Origin of the sequence: Aquimarina rhodophyticola (assembly GCF_042434915.1) — a bacterium.
GTDB lineage: Bacteria > Bacteroidota > Bacteroidia > Flavobacteriales > Flavobacteriaceae > Aquimarina.
On sequence record NZ_CP170198.1, the window covers coordinates 3,361,654 to 3,379,378 of the forward strand.

Below are 17,725 nucleotides of genomic sequence, written 5' to 3' on the forward strand. Positions count from 1 at the left end.
TTAATGAATACAACTCCTTTATTAAACTTATCCCATTTTAATCAGATATACTGTATGTCCAAATATAAAATTATTGTAATCGATGTATTAATTTTAATTAATGCCAAATCTACGATTTAACAAATGCTAAAAATGGGCAGAATTTAATATTGTTAAATTTAGTGCGAAAAGTATTAAGGTTATCTTAATGTTTGCTACTCGAGAAGTTTTTGAGTGTTGATATATAAGGATCATATTTAACTTGTAATTAAGACAATACTTTCAAGTAAATGAAAAGAATTATTACGTTTTCTTTAAAAAAAAAGCACAAAAAAAGCCTATCCATAAGGACAGGCTTATCATTTTATAGGAAATATTATTAGATAACTTTAACGTTAACTGCATTTAATCCCTTTCTACCTTCTTGAAGATCAAATTCTACTTCGTCACCTTCACGAATTTCATCGATAAGTCCAGAAATGTGTACAAAATGTTCTTTGTTTGAGTCTTCTTCACTAATAAATCCGAAACCTTTAGATTCGTTGAAGAATTTTACTGTGCCTTTATTCATTGTAATAAATTAAAAAATATATATTAGATGCAAATGTACTATATTGTTATTTGATCTAGCAATTTTTTAAGACTTAATTAATAGAAAGATACAGATACTATTGATTTTACTGAGTTGAGCCAAGTTTTTTTCGAAAAAATCAAAGCAATTATTATCTACTTTAAAAGTAATCAAAAGGTTAAGCTTATATTTTTAGTGGTAAAACAGTAAAAAATTGTATAACAATATTCAATTTTCTACTTGTCTACTATTGACTACAGTTACCTCAAAACCCCGACTTGTTTTTATTTAAATGCTCATATAATCGATGAGAGGTATTTTTTTCATAAATTATTCTTAATCTTTGTCTACTTTTTTTTAAAAAATGCAGTAAAATTAAAAATCCTTATACCTTGCTACCTTTCAATTTTAATCTTAACATTCGTGCAAAAAAAAGGGATTTTTAAAAATCAAAATCCGCAATTGGTAGTAGGCGTTGGAGCATCGGTAGGAGACTTAAATGCTTTAAAAATTTTTGTTAAGAATATTACTACAGATTTTGATATAACCTATGTTTTGGTACAGCATTTGGATCGGACTCCTAAGAGTTTACTACCACAGCTGCTTCAAGGGTATGCCGCAATTCCTGTGGTCGAGATTGAGAATGAAATGACGTATGAGTCGAATATAATGTATGTCCTTCCTAGTAACCAACGACTTTTTATCGAGGGTAATGTGTTTAAACTTGTATCAAGAAAAGAGCAAGTTTGTAGTCAAGTTTCTTTATTAAATGATTTTTTTGAGTCATTGGCTAAGTCATATAAAAATAAAGCGGTAGGTATTGTATTCTCTGGAACTGGAAATGATAGCGCGTATGGATTGGGAATACTTAAAGAAAACGGCGGAATCACTATAGCTCAAGATCCTGCATCATCAAACAGTAAAGGAATACATACAAATGCATACTTATCAAAAAAAATTGATTACGTGGTGAAGCCAGAAGATATGTTGAATACAATTAGAATGGCTATGAATAAATTACAAAAAGAGTTGTTCGACAGCAAATCTATAAATAAGACCGATATACAAATAAGTGCAGAGAATCTTTTACTAAAGGATTATACGCCAGCAACTGTGGTAGTAAATCAAAACTTAGATCTAATTCATACAAACGGTAAAGTTGTCAATTATTTGAAGCAACCGCTAGGCGGATCTAACAAAAGCTTGTTGAAACTAGCAAAAGGAGGTTTGGGTTATGATGTTAAACAATTAGTGAATAGAGCAGTCAAAACTGGTAAAGTACAGCATAATAAGAATGTCTTAATTAACTTTGATGATAAAAGACACCAAATATCCATCAAAGTAATACCCATCTTAGGTATAGAAGGTTCGCATTATCTTGTTATTTTCAAAAAAAATAAAAAACTAAAAAGGGACTCGCAATTCAACTCAAGTATTGTAGCTAGTACCGAGACCAAAAAAGACCTACGTATTAAAGAGTTGGAGGAAGCTTTGTTACATGCAAAAGAAGAATTAATGCAAATGACAGAGGAACAGGCGATGGTAACTGAGGAACTTCAAAGCGCTAATGAAGAGCTTATGAGCGGAACAGAGGAGTTACAAATTCTCAATGAAGAACTCAAATCAAGTAAAGAAGCATTACAACGTACTGTTCAAGAAATTACGGTAACTAATCATAAATTAACTGCCTTAAATAAGAAAGTATTTAAAGAAAAACAATTTTCTGAAGCTATTGTCAAAACAATGCGACACCCCTTATTAGTCTTAGATAAAGAATACAATGTCATAATGGCTAGTGATGTTTTTTATGAACATTTTAAAATAAGTAAGGAGAAAATTTTAGGAAAATCAATTAACGACCAAAAACATGAGCTGTGGGATGCCTCTGCACTTAAAGAGCTTCTAGAAACTTCCTTATCAAATCAAGAAAGTTTTAAAAATTATAAGATCGTTCATGATATCAAGACAATAGGAGAACGAACTCTGTTACTTAACGGTCAAAAGGTTCTGTCGAACAAAGGAGAGGACGAAACTATACTTCTGGTTTTTGAAGATATTACAGAGCGTAATTTGGCAGAAAATCAATCGATAGAAAGTATTTATCAATATAACGAATTTATAGAAAGCTCTCCTTGGCTTATCGCAATCTTGAAAGGAGAGAATCTACAGCTTGAACTAGCAAATCCAGCCATGCTCGAGGTTTTAGGTAAGGGGAAGAATATTATAGGAACACCTTATGCAGAAGCAGTGCCAGAATTAGTTACGCAAGGATTTATAGCAATCTTAGAAAAAGTATATAAAACCGGCGAACCGTATGAAGCTTTTAAAGTACCAGCAACTTTGAAAAAGAATGGAAAAGATGAACTCAATTATTATGACTTCATTTATCAACCACAACATAATATAAAAGGAGATATTGTAGGGGTATCCATTATTGCAACAATTGTCACAGATCAAGTAGAGTTATACAATAAGTTAGAAGAAAGTGAGAAGAAGTTTAATCAATTATCAGATCAACTTCCAGACTTAATTAATTTATCAGACCATGAGGGAAAAGTATTTTATTATAATCAAAGCTGGCTTAATTTTACAGGCCTTACTCTTGATGAGCTAAAAAACAGAAATTGGGAGTTGACCATACATCCTGATGATTTAGAAGAGGTGAAAGAAAAATTTGATCATTCGCTACGTCACAATACAGATTTCAATATGGAACTTCGTATTTTAAATAGACATGGAGAATACTGTTGGTTTCTATCACGAGCCTTACCTATTACCAATGCCGATGGTGAGGTTATATGGATAGGATCTAATGTTTTAATTCAGAATCTCAAAGAAGATGAAAAAAGAAAAGAAAACTTTTTGAAATTAGTGAGTCACGAACTTAAAACTCCAGTAACATCGATCAAAGGGTATGTACAGTTGTTGTTAAGTATGATTGAAACAACCAATTCTCGTAACATTGATGCGTTCCCATTGGTGCCCTCTCTCAAACGTATAGATACACAAATTAGCAGGCTTACAGTTTTAATAGCAGAGATGTTAGATCTATCTCGTATGGAAGATAGTAAACTTGTACTACAAAAAAAAGAGTTTGATCTAAATGAACTAGTGATTCGTACTGTAGAGGATATAGAACATTCTACAGGTTTTTCAAATATTAAATTAACCTTACCCTCAACCGAGACAATCGTGCATGCAGATGCAGATCGTATAGGTCAAGTTCTTATCAATTTTATAACAAATGCTTTAAAATATACGACTACAAATAAAAAAGTAGATATCAAATTAATGCAATCAGATACACATACAATAGCGGTAAGTGTGAGGGATTATGGTATAGGGATTGCCAAAGGTGATCAAGAGAAAATATTTAATAAATTTTATAGAGTGAGTAGTAAAAATGAAGCAACATATGCAGGATTTGGGATAGGTCTATTTATCGCAAAACAAATTATGGAACGACATGGAGGCTCAGTAGAAGTTAAGAGTGAGTTAGGAGAAGGCGCTACCTTCACCTTTCTATTACCAATCAAAAACTAGAAGTAATAATGAGAAAAAAAATTTTAGTCGTTGATGACGATCCATTTTTGGGAGAAATGATTAAGGATATGTTAGAGTGGCATGACTACGAGATTGTCTTATCAAAGTCTGCTACAGATACCGTAGAGAATAGTATTTTAAATAAGGTAGACTTAATTATTCTTGATAAACTAATTTCTGGAACAGATGGCACAGAAGTATGCCAATGGATCCGAAATAACAAAGAAACAACTACAATTCCTATTTTGATGATGACAGCAATGCATGAAGCTAGAGAAGTTTGTTTAAATGCTGGGGCTACCGAATTTATAAGTAAACCTTTTGAAATGGATGCTTTTGTAACCGCTGTAAAAAAACTAACCGAATAATATGGTACTATGCATTAAAAAATTGTCATTAGAATGATTTAAAACAAAAAAGCCGACTCGTTAAAGTCGGCTTTCCTTTATTGTGCGGGCGGAGAGACTCGAACTCTCACACCTCGCGGCACTAGATCCTAAGTCTAGCGTGTCTACCAATTCCACCACGCCCGCAGTATATTTTACAGAACTTAGGACTCTCTGTAAAACGAGTGCAAATATACATAAATGTAATTAATGTCAAAGTACTTTTTCTATTTTTTTAAGAATTTTTGTAAAATTTTACCACTTAAAAGAGCAATATGAACCAAAGTCATTTGATATCTATCCCATATTAATTTTGACAATGATAATCTCGTGGGTTCTGTAGCATTTTTAGTAATTTTAAGCAAAAATTAAAACGAGTCTATGCAACAAATAAATTCTTACATTCAAGAACATAAAGAGCGGTTTATCAATGAATTAATAGAGTTACTCAAAATACCGTCGGTCAGTGCAGATCCTGCATTCAAAAAAGATGTTATCAAAACAGCCCAACAAGTAAAAGAAAGTTTAGAAAAAGCAGGGTGTGACCAAGTCGAAATTTGTGAAACGCCAGGCTATCCTATCGTTTATGGAGAAAAAATTATAGACCCTAATTTACCTACCATTTTGGTATATGGACATTATGATGTACAGCCCGCTGATCCCATAGAGTTATGGACTAACCCTCCTTTTGAACCTATAATTAAGAAAACCGAACTACATCCTGATGGTGCAATTTATGCCAGAGGAGCCTGCGATGATAAGGGACAAATGTATATGCATGTGAAGGCGCTCGAACTTATGACTAAAACCGATCAACTACCTTGTAATGTAAAGTTTATGATCGAGGGTGAAGAGGAGGTAGGAAGCGAGAGTTTAAGTTGGTTTGTAGAGCGCAATCAAGAAAAACTTGCCAATGATGTTATTCTTATTAGTGATACGGGAATGATAGCCAAAGATGTACCTTCAATTACAACTGGATTAAGAGGACTTAGTTATGTAGAGGTTGAGGTGACAGGTCCCAATAGAGACTTACATAGTGGACTTTATGGCGGGGCTGTAGCTAATCCTATCAATATTCTTACAAAGATGATAGCTTCACTACATGATGAAAATAATCACATTACGATTCCTGGGTTTTACGATAAAGTAGAAGAATTGTCCACACAAGAACGGGATAGTATGGCAAAAGCTCCTTTTTCATTGGATGCTTACAAAAAATCTCTTGATATTAAAGCGGTACATGGAGAAACTGGATATGTGACTAACGAGCGCAATTCAATTCGTCCTACACTCGATGTCAATGGAATATGGGGAGGATATACTGGTGAGGGAGCAAAGACCGTAATTCCAAGTAAAGCATACGCAAAAATTTCTATGCGTTTAGTGCCAAATCAAGATTGGCAAGAAATTACAGAGCTCTTTAAAACACATTTTGAAAATATAGCACCAGCATCCGTAACAGTAAATGTTAAGCCGCATCACGGTGGACAAGGATATGTAACTCCTATAGATACGATTGCGTATCAAGCGGCCAGTAAGGCTTATGAAGAAAGCTTTGGTACAACACCAATTCCACAACGTAGTGGAGGTAGCATACCTATAGTCTCCTTGTTTGAAAAAGAATTGAAAAGTAAGACAATATTGATGGGATTTGGGTTAGATAGTGATGCTATTCACTCTCCTAACGAACACTTCGGAATTTGGAACTATTTAAAAGGAATCGAGACAATACCATACTTTTATAAGCATTTTACCAAAATGAGCACAAATAAGTAAGGCATTACCCTGCACAAAAGCTACGGGTCGGGCTTTCTATTATATCTTTTGATGTAATCTGTAATAACTACATTGCTACATTACGATGCATCAAAAGGATGCCATGACAATCCCTAATGCAACACAAAACCATCTATAAAAGGATGGTTTTGTGTTTTTTACTAGATAATTTTGAAAATCTAAATAATTTACTCTACATTTGTAGAATACATTCTAAACCTGTAGAGTAATGCAATTATCAAAATCCGAAGAACAGTTAATGAAATACCTCTGGAAACTTGAAAAAGGATTTATGAAGGATTTACTAGACTGTTTTCCCACACCTAAGCCAGCTACCACTACCGTGGCAACATTATTAAAACGCATGAAAGATAAGGGGTTCATAGCATATACAACCTTTGGTAAGTCTAGAGAATACTACCCATTGATTAAAAAATCAGATTATTTTGCAAATCACGTCAATGGATTAATAAAAAACTTCTTTAATGACTCAGCATCACAGTTTGCTTCATTTTTTACGTCAGAAACAAATTTGTCAACCTCAGAATTAGAAGACCTTAAAAAAATAGTAGATCAACAACTTAAAAAGAAGCAGCAATGATAGCATACATTTTCAAAGCTTCCTGCTGTCTTTTTTTTCTGTGGAGTTTCTACAAACTTTTTTTAGAAAATCAAAACATGCATACCTACAAACGTTTCTATCTTTTGATTAGCATTGCGGCTTCTTTTATAATTCCATTGTTAACAATTACTTATGAGACAGAGGTGATCACCTCAATAACTAATACTGCAGAGATGTCAAACCAAGCTGAATTAGATACTCAATATAAGGATGCATTCCTACATGCTGCTAACGATATTGATTATAACTCGTGGCTTTGGGGATTTTATAGTATAGGATTCATAATGTTTAGCTTTCGATTTATTAAAAACTTGTTTCAAATCAAACAAAAAATTAAAAGAAATCCAATACAAAGAGAAAATTCACATGTTAGAGTATTAATAAAAGAAACCATCGTACCCCATTCTTTTTTGCACTACATTTTTCTTCCGTTTCACGCATTCAAAGCTAAGGCGATTCCCAAAGAGATTATTAGGCACGAAGAGGCACATGTAAGAGAAAAACACACGTGGGATATATTATTTTTAGAGTGTATACAGATCTTATGTTGGTTTAATCCCTTACTCTATTTATTTAAAGTAGCAATAAAGCTAAATCATGAATTTCTAGCCGATGCGAGTGTATTAAAAAATAAAAATGCCATACAGGCCTATCAAAATTTACTGATAACTTTTCCAAACAGTCTTAATCAAACTGAGTTATCTAGTGCTTTTAATTATTCATTAACTAAAAAACGTTTACAGATGATGACAACACACTTTTCAAGTAAAAATGCAATCTTGCGATTATTGGGTGCCGTCCCAGTATTTGGGTTATGTACTTTATTATTTTGCAATGATATTGTTGCCCAAACCCAGCAGGATGCTCAAGAAACTATTGCCAAAGAAACTCCCGTTTTAACTACTGCAGCCAACATTATTAGGGATCAAAAAAAAGTAATACCCGTTGATAGCGATCAAATGAATCAATACAATCGCTGGGTGCAAAAAGTAAATAAAGGGATACAATCCGAAGATTTTGGTGTTTTCAAAAAAGCCGAGGTTGCTGATATGCAAACGATGTATGATAACATGACTCCAGAGCAACGAGCTAAGGTACCACCTTTTCCTAGCGTTCCAGCGCCAACATTAGGTACGAATGAAAAATTGAGTAGCTCTATGATTGCCGAATATAATGCATGGGCTAAGGATGCGGCATATCAATTAAAAAACAAAGATCAAGTTACCATTTTTGACTATCATAAAATGAGTAATATTTACAATCAAATGTCACAAATGCAAAGAGAGAATGCAGAGCGTTTTCCAGATTTACCGTCACCGCCACCAGTCCCAAAAACTTCAGTTCCCGCTGCGGTTGCTAGTATGTCAACGCCACCAATGCCACCAACACCTCCAACAGTAGCCAAAGTAAAGAACAAACGAAACATACAAAATGTCTCGCCAGTTGCAATAGCTTCGCCACATATACCTACCGCAGAACAAATTGAAGAAACGGTAGAGCTTGCGATGAGAAACATTCACGATACTGATTATGATGCAATAGCCGAAGCAGAGGTATCTAGAGAACAGGCAAGGATGGCGGCAGAAATAGCGCGCATACATGCCGAAGTAGCACGGGAACAAGTGCAGCATATGGTTGAGGCAGCAGAGTTTGATCAAGATAAAATGAGAGACATTTCTGAGAAAGCACAAAAACAGGCTATGAAGGATGTCAAAAAAGCTATCAAAAGAGCAAAAAAAAGTCGTATAAATTCAGTAAAAATTAGGCGTGAAGCATTGAAAGCTGTTAAAGAAGCGAGAATACAAGCACAAGCTATGCGTGTAGCGGCTCAAGAAATTAGGCGTGAAGCGTTGCAAACGGCTCAAGAAGTTCGAAGAGAAGCACTTAGAGAGATGCAAGAACAAAGAATAGAAACACTAAGAAATAGCAAAAAGTAATTTTAGTTAATTATCATACCATTACGAATGGTATCAAAACCTCCGATTATTTATATCTATAGATTCAGCTTAAATAAAATATTATTTAGCTATACAAATACTGTTGTCTAAAATAGAAAACTCGTTTTGAATCTATTGTCTGAAGCTTTATGGTATATTATCAGACGTATAAAATCAATAGAAACAAACTGTAAGTTTTGAAAATAAAAACGACCATGATGCTATAAAAAAGGTGTTATATGAAAACAGATAAAGTTACATTAGATATAATTTCGGATGTTGTTTGTCCATGGTGTACTATAGGATATAAGCGTTTGCAAAAGGCGATTGATGAGATGGGGGTTCGTGATAAGGTGGTAGTCGAATGGCAACCTTTTGAATTAAATCCGACAATGCCATCAGAAGGTGAAAATGTGATTGAACATATCACTAACAAATATGGCGCATCAAAAAAGGATCAATTGCGTTCCAAAGAGCATATGGCACAAGCGGGAGCAGAGCTTGGCTTTAAATTTGACTATTTTGATGAGATGAGAATGGTAAATACGCGTGCAGCTCATGTGTTATTGGACTATGCCAAAGAAAATAATAAGCAAACTGAACTTAAAATGCGATTAGTTACAGCTTTTTTTAGTGAACGTAAAGATGTTTCTGATAGAGAAATTTTGATTCAAGAAATTAAAAATATTGGTTTGGATGCTAAGGAAGCCTTATTTCGATTAGATGATACTACTGCACATAAAGAAGTTCAAGCTAAGGAAACTTATTGGCAAAACTTGGGTGTTTCATCCGTGCCTACTATGGTTTTTAATGGTAGTAGTGCAGTTACTGGAGCGCAGTCGGTAGATGTTTACAAACAAATTCTTACCGAGGTGCTTAAAGATTGATGTCGCAAATTCTATCAAAAAAATAGATAGTGTAGTAATAAATAAAAGACAGTATCCATAATTTTGTGTAAACAAAAATTATCCGGGGTTCAACTTTTTTTAGAGTTGAACCCTTTTTTCAAATATAGTTAAGAACTGATTAAGAATGAGTACCCAATTTAGGAATAGGCTGGGTCTATTTCTTAGTAATTTGCATTAGTGATAAATATGCAGATTTTTTCAGAGCGTCATCAGTTAGGATGCTCATTTAGGACAGTATTCTCTACAAGACTCCTGATAAAGATTTGAACCTTATAGATACGTGATGAACATTTTGCTTTTAGACTATTCCCATTTTTTTCAGTAAAAATGAAGCGTTCATGTTTTGACATATACCTTCTTTAAAGGTGTAATCAAAATACAACTCATCCTGTACAATTTGTGCATCAAAGAAACGGTTTTTAACCTCGGGTAGTTCATCTGCTATTTCGCACAAGCTAAGATCATGTGTAGCTATAATACCTGTAGCTTTTGCTTTGACTAATTTTTCAACAAATTTTTTAGATCCCGCTGCTTTGTCTTTGCTATTTGTACCTTTTAGTATTTCATCCAAAATGATAAAATACTCTTCCTTTTCTAAGGCATTAACAATTTTTTTGAGCTGTGTTAATTCAGAAAAAAAATAAGAGGTATCATCACTTAGAGAATCCGATGTTCTCATACTCGAGATCAATTTGATCGGGTGATAAGAGCATTGTGTAGCGCAAATTGGTAATCCTGTATTGGACATTATGATTTGTAAAGCGATGGTTCTCAAAAAAGTACTTTTACCAGCCATATTAGCTCCAGTAACTATAAAAAATTGAGATCGATTAATGGTTATATTATTAGAAACTCTTTTTTTAGGATCTAACATAGGATGCCCTAAATTACTGGCGTTTATCGTAGTGGTACCAGTCACTAGTTCTGGATATATGTACGTTGGGTGATTAAACGCAAAAGTACCTAAACTGATATAGGCATCAAAAAAAGCAATAGTATCAAACCAGTTTTGTACCTGTTGATCATGTTTTGCTATCCAACGTTCTATACGATAGCTTTGTCGCAGATCCCAAAGTAAAAAGCCATTGGCTACTACACCAAAAATCATGTTGTTACGTTGATCAAAAGCGTTTAGAATTTTAGCAAATTCCTTTACAGTTTTAGAAGCTTGTATATCTTTATTTAAAATTTGTTGCTGTTTTTCCTTTAAAATTGAAGCATCAAAAGTCGTTGTTTCAATTTTTTCCAGAAGTTTATAATATTGTTCAAAAGTGTCTTTTGCTTGATTGGAGTTTGTATATAGCTTATTTATGTGTTTTAGATTTAACCCTGTTATACCAAGTCCTACAAATAACCAGATCAATAATTGATTGAAACCTATAATTCCTAGGAATAAAAGTATAAAAAGAGTTATTGATATAGTAGTTATTATCTGGGGTAATATCCGCATAACTTTTGGCACAAATTTTTGATAAGTGGTTAACCAATTAGTAATCGTAAAAATATCTACTGTGGTATCAACTAATTGAGCGGTAGCGCTAAAATCTTGTCGCCATACTGGCATGTCACTTAAATTTTTTATAGCTTTTTGTTTAGCATCAATATGTGAGATGTTATTACCGCTCAGTGTTTTTGCTAAAGCCTTACTGCCTGCTTCGGTTGTAGTTCTATTAAGATATTGGTAAAAAGAGCGGTCTCCGAATAAATCTATATCATGACTATATGGATGTGCCGGATCAATAAATTGTGAACCGTTCGGGATGGATGTATAGCTACCTTCTAGCACCTGTAGCTCAAGTGTATTGATTGCTAAAAGTTTTTCCTTTTTGCTTTTAGCATACGTAAGTTTACTGTGACGTGTAACCATCCACATAAAGAGAGTGCTACCAATAATTAGAATACCTATCACTAAGGGAACATTTGGATAGGTGAAGTAAACGCCAGCTGCTATAGCTATAAAAACTATAAGTCGAATAATACTTGTAACGATAAGCTTTTTTTTGAGATGTTGAAAAGCTTCAGTATGTTTTTTGAGTTGTTGAGTGTAAAATTCTTTGGTCGGATACATATAAATGTAATAACTAGGTTTAATTTAATTAAGGGTAGCAAGTAACGCTTGCTTTTTTTTAGGCAAACTGGCAACAACAAGATCATACGAGTGATCAATCAACTCTTTGAGTAAAGTATGGGGCAGGCTGTCATTAAAGGTTACTGTGTTCCAATGTTGTTTATTCATGTGGTATCCAGCAATAATTTCTGAATAAGATTCTCTTAACATTATAGCACGATCAGGATCACATTTTAAATTTACAGCAAACGGAATTTTATGAAGTCCTGTTAAAGCAAACATTTTGTCCATTACTTTAAATACGAGGGTCGTTTTATCAAATGGAAAACTTTCTGTCACACCTTTCTTGCTTAAACAATACTCTCTAAAAGTTTCAATGTTCATTGTATTCAATACTTTTTGTACTTGTGGCGTTTTCCAATGTTAGAGCAGAGTAGTCAACACTCCAGCCAATAGATTCTGCTAAGGTTTCCATCAAAGAAATTGCAGTTAAGGCTTCCTTTTTTGCAGATTCCATCAATCCACTTTGCGGAATTTTATCCACAATAAATTGTTTAGCCTCACGATTTATGTCAGTTAAATCGACTGATGTGAATGGGTTGAGCCAACCTTCTTTCTTGTCGTAATACTTAAAATCTGTTTCAATTGTCAAAAGTTTAGGTTGCGGAAAGTGAGTGATTTTTACAATTTTACGTTTGATATCACTCTCTAATTGTACCTGTGATAAATCAAATCCTATATGAGCCTTGGCATCAATAAGAATCAACGCTTTTTTCTTTCCGATAAGGAGGCTGAAAAATTTATCTTTAACACTTTGATAGTGATAAATTTCGGCAAAATCTCCTTCTACAGTGACTAATTTACAGACACTCTTAATCTTTTCCATCAAAACTACTGATTGTGTTTCGATAGAACTTTTTCTTTTTGCTGCGCTAAAACGATTAAAAATTATATAAGCTAACAGTACGCCAACTAAAAGTCCGATAAATAATAGTTCCATAGTACGTTATTGAATCTATCTAAGTAAGGTAATAGTTTATTTTTTACCTACTTCAATAAATCCTTGTTTTATCAAGGTTGTTTTCTCGTTTTGCGGCACAGTAATATTATATTGAATGTTACCTGGACAACCACAAGCAGAGCAGGTCATTATCTCTAGATTTTTTTCTGTATAACTTAGAAGTTCAATTGACTGTTCATTCAAAAACGCTTTTAAACGCTCTTCGGCAGAATTACCTATGTTGTTTTGCCATGGAGCTTCGCATTGTTTTGGAGTTATTTGCAACGTTACTAGTTGTTGCGTAGTGGCGGTAGACGTACCTAAACAGTTGCACAACAAAAAGAGACTGCTTAGAATAAGTAAAAATTCTTTTTTCATTTTCATTTTTTTATAATAGTATATAAAATTGGTTTACTTGGCGATGCATCGTTATCAAACGATACAATTTGCAAATTTAAAAGATATAGTCCATCAACTATCGTATTGGGAGCATAAAAAAGCTCTGTTATTGTAGCATCCATACGTGGAGCGTTTGGATAGTTCCAGAACTCTTTATGCGCTTCTAGTCTCCCTTCATCTTTTTCTTTATCTACTGATGGCAAGTCAATAAGCAAATGTTTTACCCCTTGAGTTCTTAAATATGATGCAGCTTCTTTACTTAAATAAGGCCAATTGGTATGAGAATACTGTTGGGTTTTCTTTGCATCGGTATTAGGTAGTGTACGTATAAGGATTGCTTCGACGCAGGTGCCCTCTAATTCTTTTTTAAGTTGTTTTTGGGTAATTACAAAATCAGTTCCGCTTTTTTGAGGAGTCACAGTAATTAATTTTGCTAAAAAAATAAATTTTGTAAAGGTATTGTTGATACTATGAGGTTCTGCTGTAATATGACCAACGCATTCTGTATGTGTACCGTGACCATGTGGATTAAACGTAATGGTATTAAAATTAGTCGAAGCACCCTCGCTTACTTTTCCGACCCAGCTACCATTGGTGACTGGTATTATTTTTGGAGCCTCTATATACCATGCATTCACATTATTTTTTGAGGCACGAAGCGGTATAGATAAATCAATAGGTTTAGAAAAATCTACAGTGTAAATTTTATTATTTGTTTGTATATCAGCTTGCATATAGTAAGTATGATAATTTATTATTTTAAATTTACTAAGAAAAGATCACTTGCAATACCATCACTTAAAAACTTTCCTTTTTGAGTTACAAAAAGTGTCTCATTTTTTAATCGGAGTAATCCTGTTTCCAAATGCTTTTGTGAATGAATTTTGAGATGACTCGTATAAATATGCCCAAATTCTTTTGTTATTCGGGTAATAGAAACGCCCCAAATGGTGCGTAATCCAGTCATTATATATTCATTATATTGATCAGTAGTGGATAGGGTTTCAGTTTCGTTGGGAATTTTGTTTTGTTGTATTGCCTTGATATATTTAGGGTTGTTACTAATGTTCCAACTGCGCTCTTTGCCGGTATAAGAATGTGCAGATGGCCCTACTCCTATATACGATTTACCTAACCAATAGGCAGTGTTGTTTTGGCTGAAATATGCTGGTTTGCCAAAGTTAGAAAGTTCATAATGAATAAAACCTGCTTTGTCAAGCATGGTTACTAATATTTCAAAATGGTTTTGAGCTGCTGCATCATCAATTTGAGGCACGATTCCTTTGGCTATAAATTTTTCTAAAGCGGTCCTAGGTTCTACAGTTAGTGCATAACTTGAAATGTGCGGTACATTGAACGAAAGCGCAATTTTTAAATTTTCAATCCAACGTGCATTACTCATTTCGGGGATTCCATAAATTAAGTCGATAGAAATGTTGTCAAAATAACGTGAAGCATATTCTAAACACTTTTTTGCTTCAAGAGCGTTGTGTGCTCGATTCATTAATTTTAGGTCTTTTTCAAAAAATGACTGTATACCAATACTTAATCTATTGATTTTTGAAGCGGCTAGGGTTTGGATTGTTTTGAGAGATAAATCGTCGGGATTGGCTTCTAATGATATTTCGGGAGCCTCAAGTACCCAATAAAATTTGTATACCGTGTCTAGTATTTGATCAATCTCTGTTTGTGATAAGACGCTTGGGGTACCACCTCCAAAGTAAATAGTTGCTATGGGTTGATTGTTCAGTTCATTTTTGCGCAGCTCAATTTCTTTACAAATAGCAGATACCATCTCTTGTTTTTTACTCAACGAAGTAGAAAAGTGAAAATCACAATAATGGCATGCTTGTTTACAAAAAGGGATATGGATATAAATACCAGCAGCTTGCTTTTTATCAGGCAAGTGTGGTTTACTAATCATATGTTCTTGGTTTAACCGCACGACTTTATTTTTTATTGTTGCTAATACTTAACGCTACAAAGAGTTTTTTCCTTTTAAAGGATTGGAAGCTTTCTTAACTCGGGTTTCATTTTGTTTGACAAATGCGGCCCAACCAGTATAGCTTTTTCCAACAATATCTTGCCGACCCATATTATAAAAATGACAGACAGCGGCAGCTAATCCATCGGTAGAATCCAAGTTTTTTGGGAGTGTTTTTAAACTCAGCAAGCTCTGCAGCATTTTTGCCACTTGTTCTTTGGTAGCATTTCCGTTACCTGTAATAGCCATTTTAATTTTTTTTGGCGAATATTCAGTTACCGGAATTTCACGACTAAGTCCAGCTGCCATTGCGACACCTTGTGCGCGTCCTAGTTTGAGCATAGACTGTACGTTTTTTCCAAAGAAGGGTGCTTCAATAGCTATTTCATCAGGATTATATGTGTCTATGAGTTGTATCGTACGTTCAAAAATTAATTTCAACTTTAGATAATGATCATCATATTTACTAAGTTGCAATTCATTAAGCTGCAGAAAAGTCATTTTCTTTTTTACAATTTTAATTAACCCAAACCCCATAATAGTCGTTCCTGGGTCAATTCCTAAAATAATCTTTTCATGTTCCAATCCCATCAGTTTTTTACAAAGCTAATCAATTATTATAGAAGCATTGATTAATTCGTATTGAGAACCACGGGTAAGCGATAACTAACATTAACTGGTACCCCTCGAATGTGGGCAGGTTGTAACGTTGGTAGTGTAGTAATGCTATTGTGCAGTAAGGTATTAAAATTAGGTAATTGTTCTGCCAAAAACTCAGATAATTCGTATTCCTCAATATGGATTACGCCTTCTTGGTTTATAAGTAACGTGATCCAAAGTGTATCTGTAATATTCTCACTTACTAAAAGTACCTCTTTATTGATATGATTATTTATATGTTGTATAAGTGTTTGTTGAAAGCAATACATGCTATCAGTTTCGGTTATATCTTCACAGGTAATAAATAGTGGGGGTTCTTCTACTTCTGATCGATGTAGTTTGATCCACTCTTCGTTTCTGATAGTGTCACGATGCTCTTTCTTTATGATCAGTTGATCACAAGAAGTAGTAATCAAAAATAATATAAAGAATGTCCTTTTCAGGTTTTTCATAACATACAGCCCTATAAAGAGAGCAAACTACATAATTTTTTTAAAACCACAGAGCCAGTTATATAGATATCGTTTATTACTGTCTCTTAATATCTGTTGCACAGGAAATCATAAGTTACGCCCTAAATCTAAAAAAGCCTCTCCGTTTTTCAGGAAAAGCTTCTCATTGGTTTACTACTAAACCACCCACGCATATAGCGTGAGACAACACAACATTTTTAACCGCTAAAAAAAGCTTCAATTTTCATTGAAGCTTTAAGCAATTTTGCGGTCTGGACGGGACTCGAACCCGCGACCCCCTGCGTGACAGGCAGGTATTCTAACCAACTGAACTACCAGACCAGTGCGTTATTGCGGTTGCAAATATACGCCTCATTTTGGTTCTTACAAGGGTTTTTTCAATTTTTTTTCAATTTTTTTTAGAGCCATTATGCAAATTTTTGTCTCTCAATTAGATAGCTAATCAATATTTTTTCAAAACTTTTTGAAATATCCGTGTCAACATAGGTGATTCCATATTGTAAACATTTTAACTTGAGTTCATAAAAATAAGCGGTCACAGCATTTTGGTAGTTTTCTTTAATAGTATCGGCGTATAGATTTATGTAATCGCCCGTTTCTACATCCACAAAACGGGTTGGTTGATTTTTAAAATTAAAGTTTATCTCTGTGGTGCTGTCAAATGTGTGAAAAAGTACAACATCATGTTTGTTATACTTCAAATGCTGTAGAGCTTCAAAAAGTTTATGAGTATCGGTATTGGGTTGAAACATGTCTGTAAACAAAAATATTAGGGAACGACGATGCATTTTTTCTGCTATTTGATGTAAGAGGGTATAGGTGTCTGTTTGTTTTTGGTCAGGGCTTTTTTTGACACTTTCATTTAATTGGTGCAACAGCATTTGGTGGTGTCGCTCACTACCTTTTTCGGGCGCATAGTATTCGTAGGTTGTATTGTAGATACTTAGACCTACTGCATCTCTTTGTTTTTTGAGTAATTGCATTAAACAAGCTGCGGCCAATGCAGAAAAACTTATTTTATTAAGATTTAGTAAATCAGGATTTTTAATAATAGGATAATGCATCGAGCTTGAGTTATCAAGTATAATATGACAACGTAAATTAGTCTCTTCTTCGTAGCGTTTGGTGTACAATTTGTCGGTTTTGGCATATAACTTCCAATCGATATGCTTCGTGCTCTCACCACTGTTGTATACTTTGTGTTCTGCAAATTCTGCAGAGAATCCATGAAATGGGCTTTTATGCATCCCAGATATAAATCCTTCGACAATTTGTTTTGCTAATAGTTCAAGATTGGTAAATCCAGAAATGCTATGAATCTCATTTTCAATGTTCATTTTTTGTGCTTATAAATACCAAATATAGGTGGTATTATTAAGTTAACAATATACAGAACTTGAGCGTAAACCAAAAAAAAGG

At 33.9% G+C, this 17,725-nt stretch carries 16 protein-coding genes and 2 tRNA genes; 6 read left to right on the forward strand and 12 right to left on the reverse strand.

Annotation, left to right across the window (positions count from 1 at the left end):
* Window positions 1-358: 358 nt before the first annotated feature.
* Entirely contained in the window at window positions 359-550 is a 192-nt protein-coding gene (locus tag ACE939_RS14600) for a cold-shock protein (RefSeq protein ID WP_148781220.1), read from the reverse strand.
* Between the two features lie 423 nt (window positions 551-973).
* On the opposite strand from ACE939_RS14600, the gene ACE939_RS14605 reads away from it, so the two are divergent.
* Together ACE939_RS14605 and ACE939_RS14610 are read left to right on the forward strand one after the other, a co-directional pair.
* The gene (locus tag ACE939_RS14605; protein ID WP_378186343.1) at window positions 974-4,093 is read left to right on the forward strand and encodes a chemotaxis protein CheB; all 3,120 of its coding nucleotides are present in this window, start codon (window positions 974-976) and stop codon (window positions 4,091-4,093) included.
* Between the two features lie 8 nt (window positions 4,094-4,101).
* Window positions 4,102-4,461, forward strand: a complete 360-nt coding sequence (locus ACE939_RS14610) for a PleD family two-component system response regulator (RefSeq protein ID WP_378186344.1) — start codon at window positions 4,102-4,104, stop codon at window positions 4,459-4,461.
* Between the two features lie 83 nt (window positions 4,462-4,544).
* Here the strand turns inward: ACE939_RS14610 and ACE939_RS14615 are convergent.
* Window positions 4,545-4,626: transfer RNA gene (locus tag ACE939_RS14615), tRNA-Leu, on the reverse strand.
* Window positions 4,627-4,860: 234 nt separating this feature from the next.
* On the opposite strand from ACE939_RS14615, the gene ACE939_RS14620 reads away from it, so the two are divergent.
* The 4 genes from ACE939_RS14620 (at window position 4,861) to ACE939_RS14635 (ending at window position 9,701) form a co-directional block, all read left to right on the forward strand.
* Window positions 4,861-6,255, forward strand: coding sequence for a dipeptidase (locus tag ACE939_RS14620; RefSeq protein ID WP_378186345.1), 1,395 nt, complete (start codon window positions 4,861-4,863; stop codon window positions 6,253-6,255).
* A 229-nt stretch (window positions 6,256-6,484) separates the two neighbouring features.
* Complete coding sequence (locus tag ACE939_RS14625; protein ID WP_378186346.1) at window positions 6,485-6,856, forward strand: BlaI/MecI/CopY family transcriptional regulator; 372 nt, start codon at window positions 6,485-6,487, stop codon at window positions 6,854-6,856.
* Window positions 6,857-6,933: 77 nt separating this feature from the next.
* Window positions 6,934-8,814 (forward strand): M56 family metallopeptidase, encoded by a 1,881-nt coding sequence (locus ACE939_RS14630; RefSeq protein WP_378186347.1) that lies wholly within the window; start codon window positions 6,934-6,936, stop codon window positions 8,812-8,814.
* 239 nt (window positions 8,815-9,053) lie between these two features.
* Window positions 9,054-9,701, forward strand: a complete 648-nt coding sequence (locus ACE939_RS14635) for a DsbA family protein (protein WP_378186348.1) — start codon at window positions 9,054-9,056, stop codon at window positions 9,699-9,701.
* Between the two features lie 319 nt (window positions 9,702-10,020).
* Here ACE939_RS14635 and ACE939_RS14640 read toward each other — a convergent pair whose 3' ends face one another.
* The 10 genes from ACE939_RS14640 to ACE939_RS14685 all read right to left on the reverse strand — a co-directional run bounded on the left by ACE939_RS14640 (window position 10,021) and on the right by ACE939_RS14685 (window position 17,643).
* Window positions 10,021-11,790, reverse strand: coding sequence for a DNA mismatch repair protein MutS (locus ACE939_RS14640; protein ID WP_378186349.1), 1,770 nt, complete (start codon window positions 11,788-11,790; stop codon window positions 10,021-10,023).
* A gap of 24 nt (window positions 11,791-11,814) precedes the next feature.
* Entirely contained in the window at window positions 11,815-12,174 is a 360-nt protein-coding gene (locus ACE939_RS14645) for an MmcQ/YjbR family DNA-binding protein (RefSeq protein ID WP_378186351.1), read from the reverse strand.
* On the reverse strand, window positions 12,164-12,790 hold the full coding sequence (locus ACE939_RS14650) for a DUF4230 domain-containing protein (protein ID WP_378186353.1): 627 nt from the start codon (window positions 12,788-12,790) through the stop codon (window positions 12,164-12,166). The genes ACE939_RS14645 and ACE939_RS14650 overlap by 11 nt, the downstream gene beginning before the upstream one ends.
* A gap of 36 nt (window positions 12,791-12,826) precedes the next feature.
* On the reverse strand, window positions 12,827-13,168 hold the full coding sequence (locus ACE939_RS14655) for a hypothetical protein (RefSeq protein ID WP_378186355.1): 342 nt from the start codon (window positions 13,166-13,168) through the stop codon (window positions 12,827-12,829).
* 2 nt (window positions 13,169-13,170) lie between these two features.
* Window positions 13,171-13,923 carry a cyclase family protein gene (locus ACE939_RS14660; RefSeq protein ID WP_378186357.1) on the reverse strand — a complete coding sequence of 251 codons (753 nt, stop codon included), beginning with the start codon at window positions 13,921-13,923 and terminating at the stop codon, window positions 13,171-13,173.
* 20 nt (window positions 13,924-13,943) lie between these two features.
* Window positions 13,944-15,113 carry a radical SAM family heme chaperone HemW gene (gene hemW / locus ACE939_RS14665; RefSeq protein WP_378186358.1) on the reverse strand — a complete coding sequence of 390 codons (1,170 nt, stop codon included), beginning with the start codon at window positions 15,111-15,113 and terminating at the stop codon, window positions 13,944-13,946.
* A 54-nt stretch (window positions 15,114-15,167) separates the two neighbouring features.
* Entirely contained in the window at window positions 15,168-15,758 is a 591-nt protein-coding gene (gene ruvC / locus ACE939_RS14670; RefSeq protein ID WP_378186360.1) for a crossover junction endodeoxyribonuclease RuvC, read from the reverse strand.
* Between the two features lie 47 nt (window positions 15,759-15,805).
* Complete coding sequence (locus ACE939_RS14675; RefSeq protein ID WP_378186362.1) at window positions 15,806-16,285, reverse strand: hypothetical protein; 480 nt, start codon at window positions 16,283-16,285, stop codon at window positions 15,806-15,808.
* Window positions 16,286-16,553: 268 nt separating this feature from the next.
* A tRNA-Asp gene (locus ACE939_RS14680) sits at window positions 16,554-16,627 on the reverse strand.
* Between the two features lie 86 nt (window positions 16,628-16,713).
* Window positions 16,714-17,643 carry a DUF58 domain-containing protein gene (locus ACE939_RS14685; RefSeq protein WP_378186363.1) on the reverse strand — a complete coding sequence of 310 codons (930 nt, stop codon included), beginning with the start codon at window positions 17,641-17,643 and terminating at the stop codon, window positions 16,714-16,716.
* Between the last annotated feature and the right edge of the window lie 82 nt (window positions 17,644-17,725).

Excerpts from the sequence above, each read along its gene's own strand:
- ACE939_RS14600 (WP_148781220.1), bottom strand. The coding sequence starts at position 550 with ATGAATAAAGGCACAGTAAAATTCTTCAACGAATCTAAAGGTTTCGGA.
- ACE939_RS14610 (WP_378186344.1), top strand. The coding sequence starts at position 4,102 with ATGAGAAAAAAAATTTTAGTCGTTGATGACGATCCATTTTTGGGAGAA.
- ACE939_RS14620 (WP_378186345.1), top strand. The coding sequence starts at position 4,861 with ATGCAACAAATAAATTCTTACATTCAAGAACATAAAGAGCGGTTTATC.
- ACE939_RS14625 (WP_378186346.1), top strand. The coding sequence starts at position 6,485 with ATGCAATTATCAAAATCCGAAGAACAGTTAATGAAATACCTCTGGAAA.
- ACE939_RS14630 (WP_378186347.1), top strand. The coding sequence starts at position 6,934 with ATGCATACCTACAAACGTTTCTATCTTTTGATTAGCATTGCGGCTTCT.
- ACE939_RS14635 (WP_378186348.1), top strand. The coding sequence starts at position 9,054 with ATGAAAACAGATAAAGTTACATTAGATATAATTTCGGATGTTGTTTGT.
- ACE939_RS14640 (WP_378186349.1), bottom strand. The coding sequence starts at position 11,790 with ATGTATCCGACCAAAGAATTTTACACTCAACAACTCAAAAAACATACT.
- ACE939_RS14645 (WP_378186351.1), bottom strand. The coding sequence starts at position 12,174 with ATGAACATTGAAACTTTTAGAGAGTATTGTTTAAGCAAGAAAGGTGTG.
- ACE939_RS14650 (WP_378186353.1), bottom strand. The coding sequence starts at position 12,790 with ATGGAACTATTATTTATCGGACTTTTAGTTGGCGTACTGTTAGCTTAT.
- ACE939_RS14655 (WP_378186355.1), bottom strand. The coding sequence starts at position 13,168 with ATGAAAAAAGAATTTTTACTTATTCTAAGCAGTCTCTTTTTGTTGTGC.
- ACE939_RS14660 (WP_378186357.1), bottom strand. The coding sequence starts at position 13,923 with ATGCAAGCTGATATACAAACAAATAATAAAATTTACACTGTAGATTTT.
- hemW (WP_378186358.1), bottom strand. The coding sequence starts at position 15,113 with ATGATTAGTAAACCACACTTGCCTGATAAAAAGCAAGCTGCTGGTATT.
- ACE939_RS14675 (WP_378186362.1), bottom strand. The coding sequence starts at position 16,285 with ATGAAAAACCTGAAAAGGACATTCTTTATATTATTTTTGATTACTACT.
- ACE939_RS14685 (WP_378186363.1), bottom strand. The coding sequence starts at position 17,643 with ATGAACATTGAAAATGAGATTCATAGCATTTCTGGATTTACCAATCTT.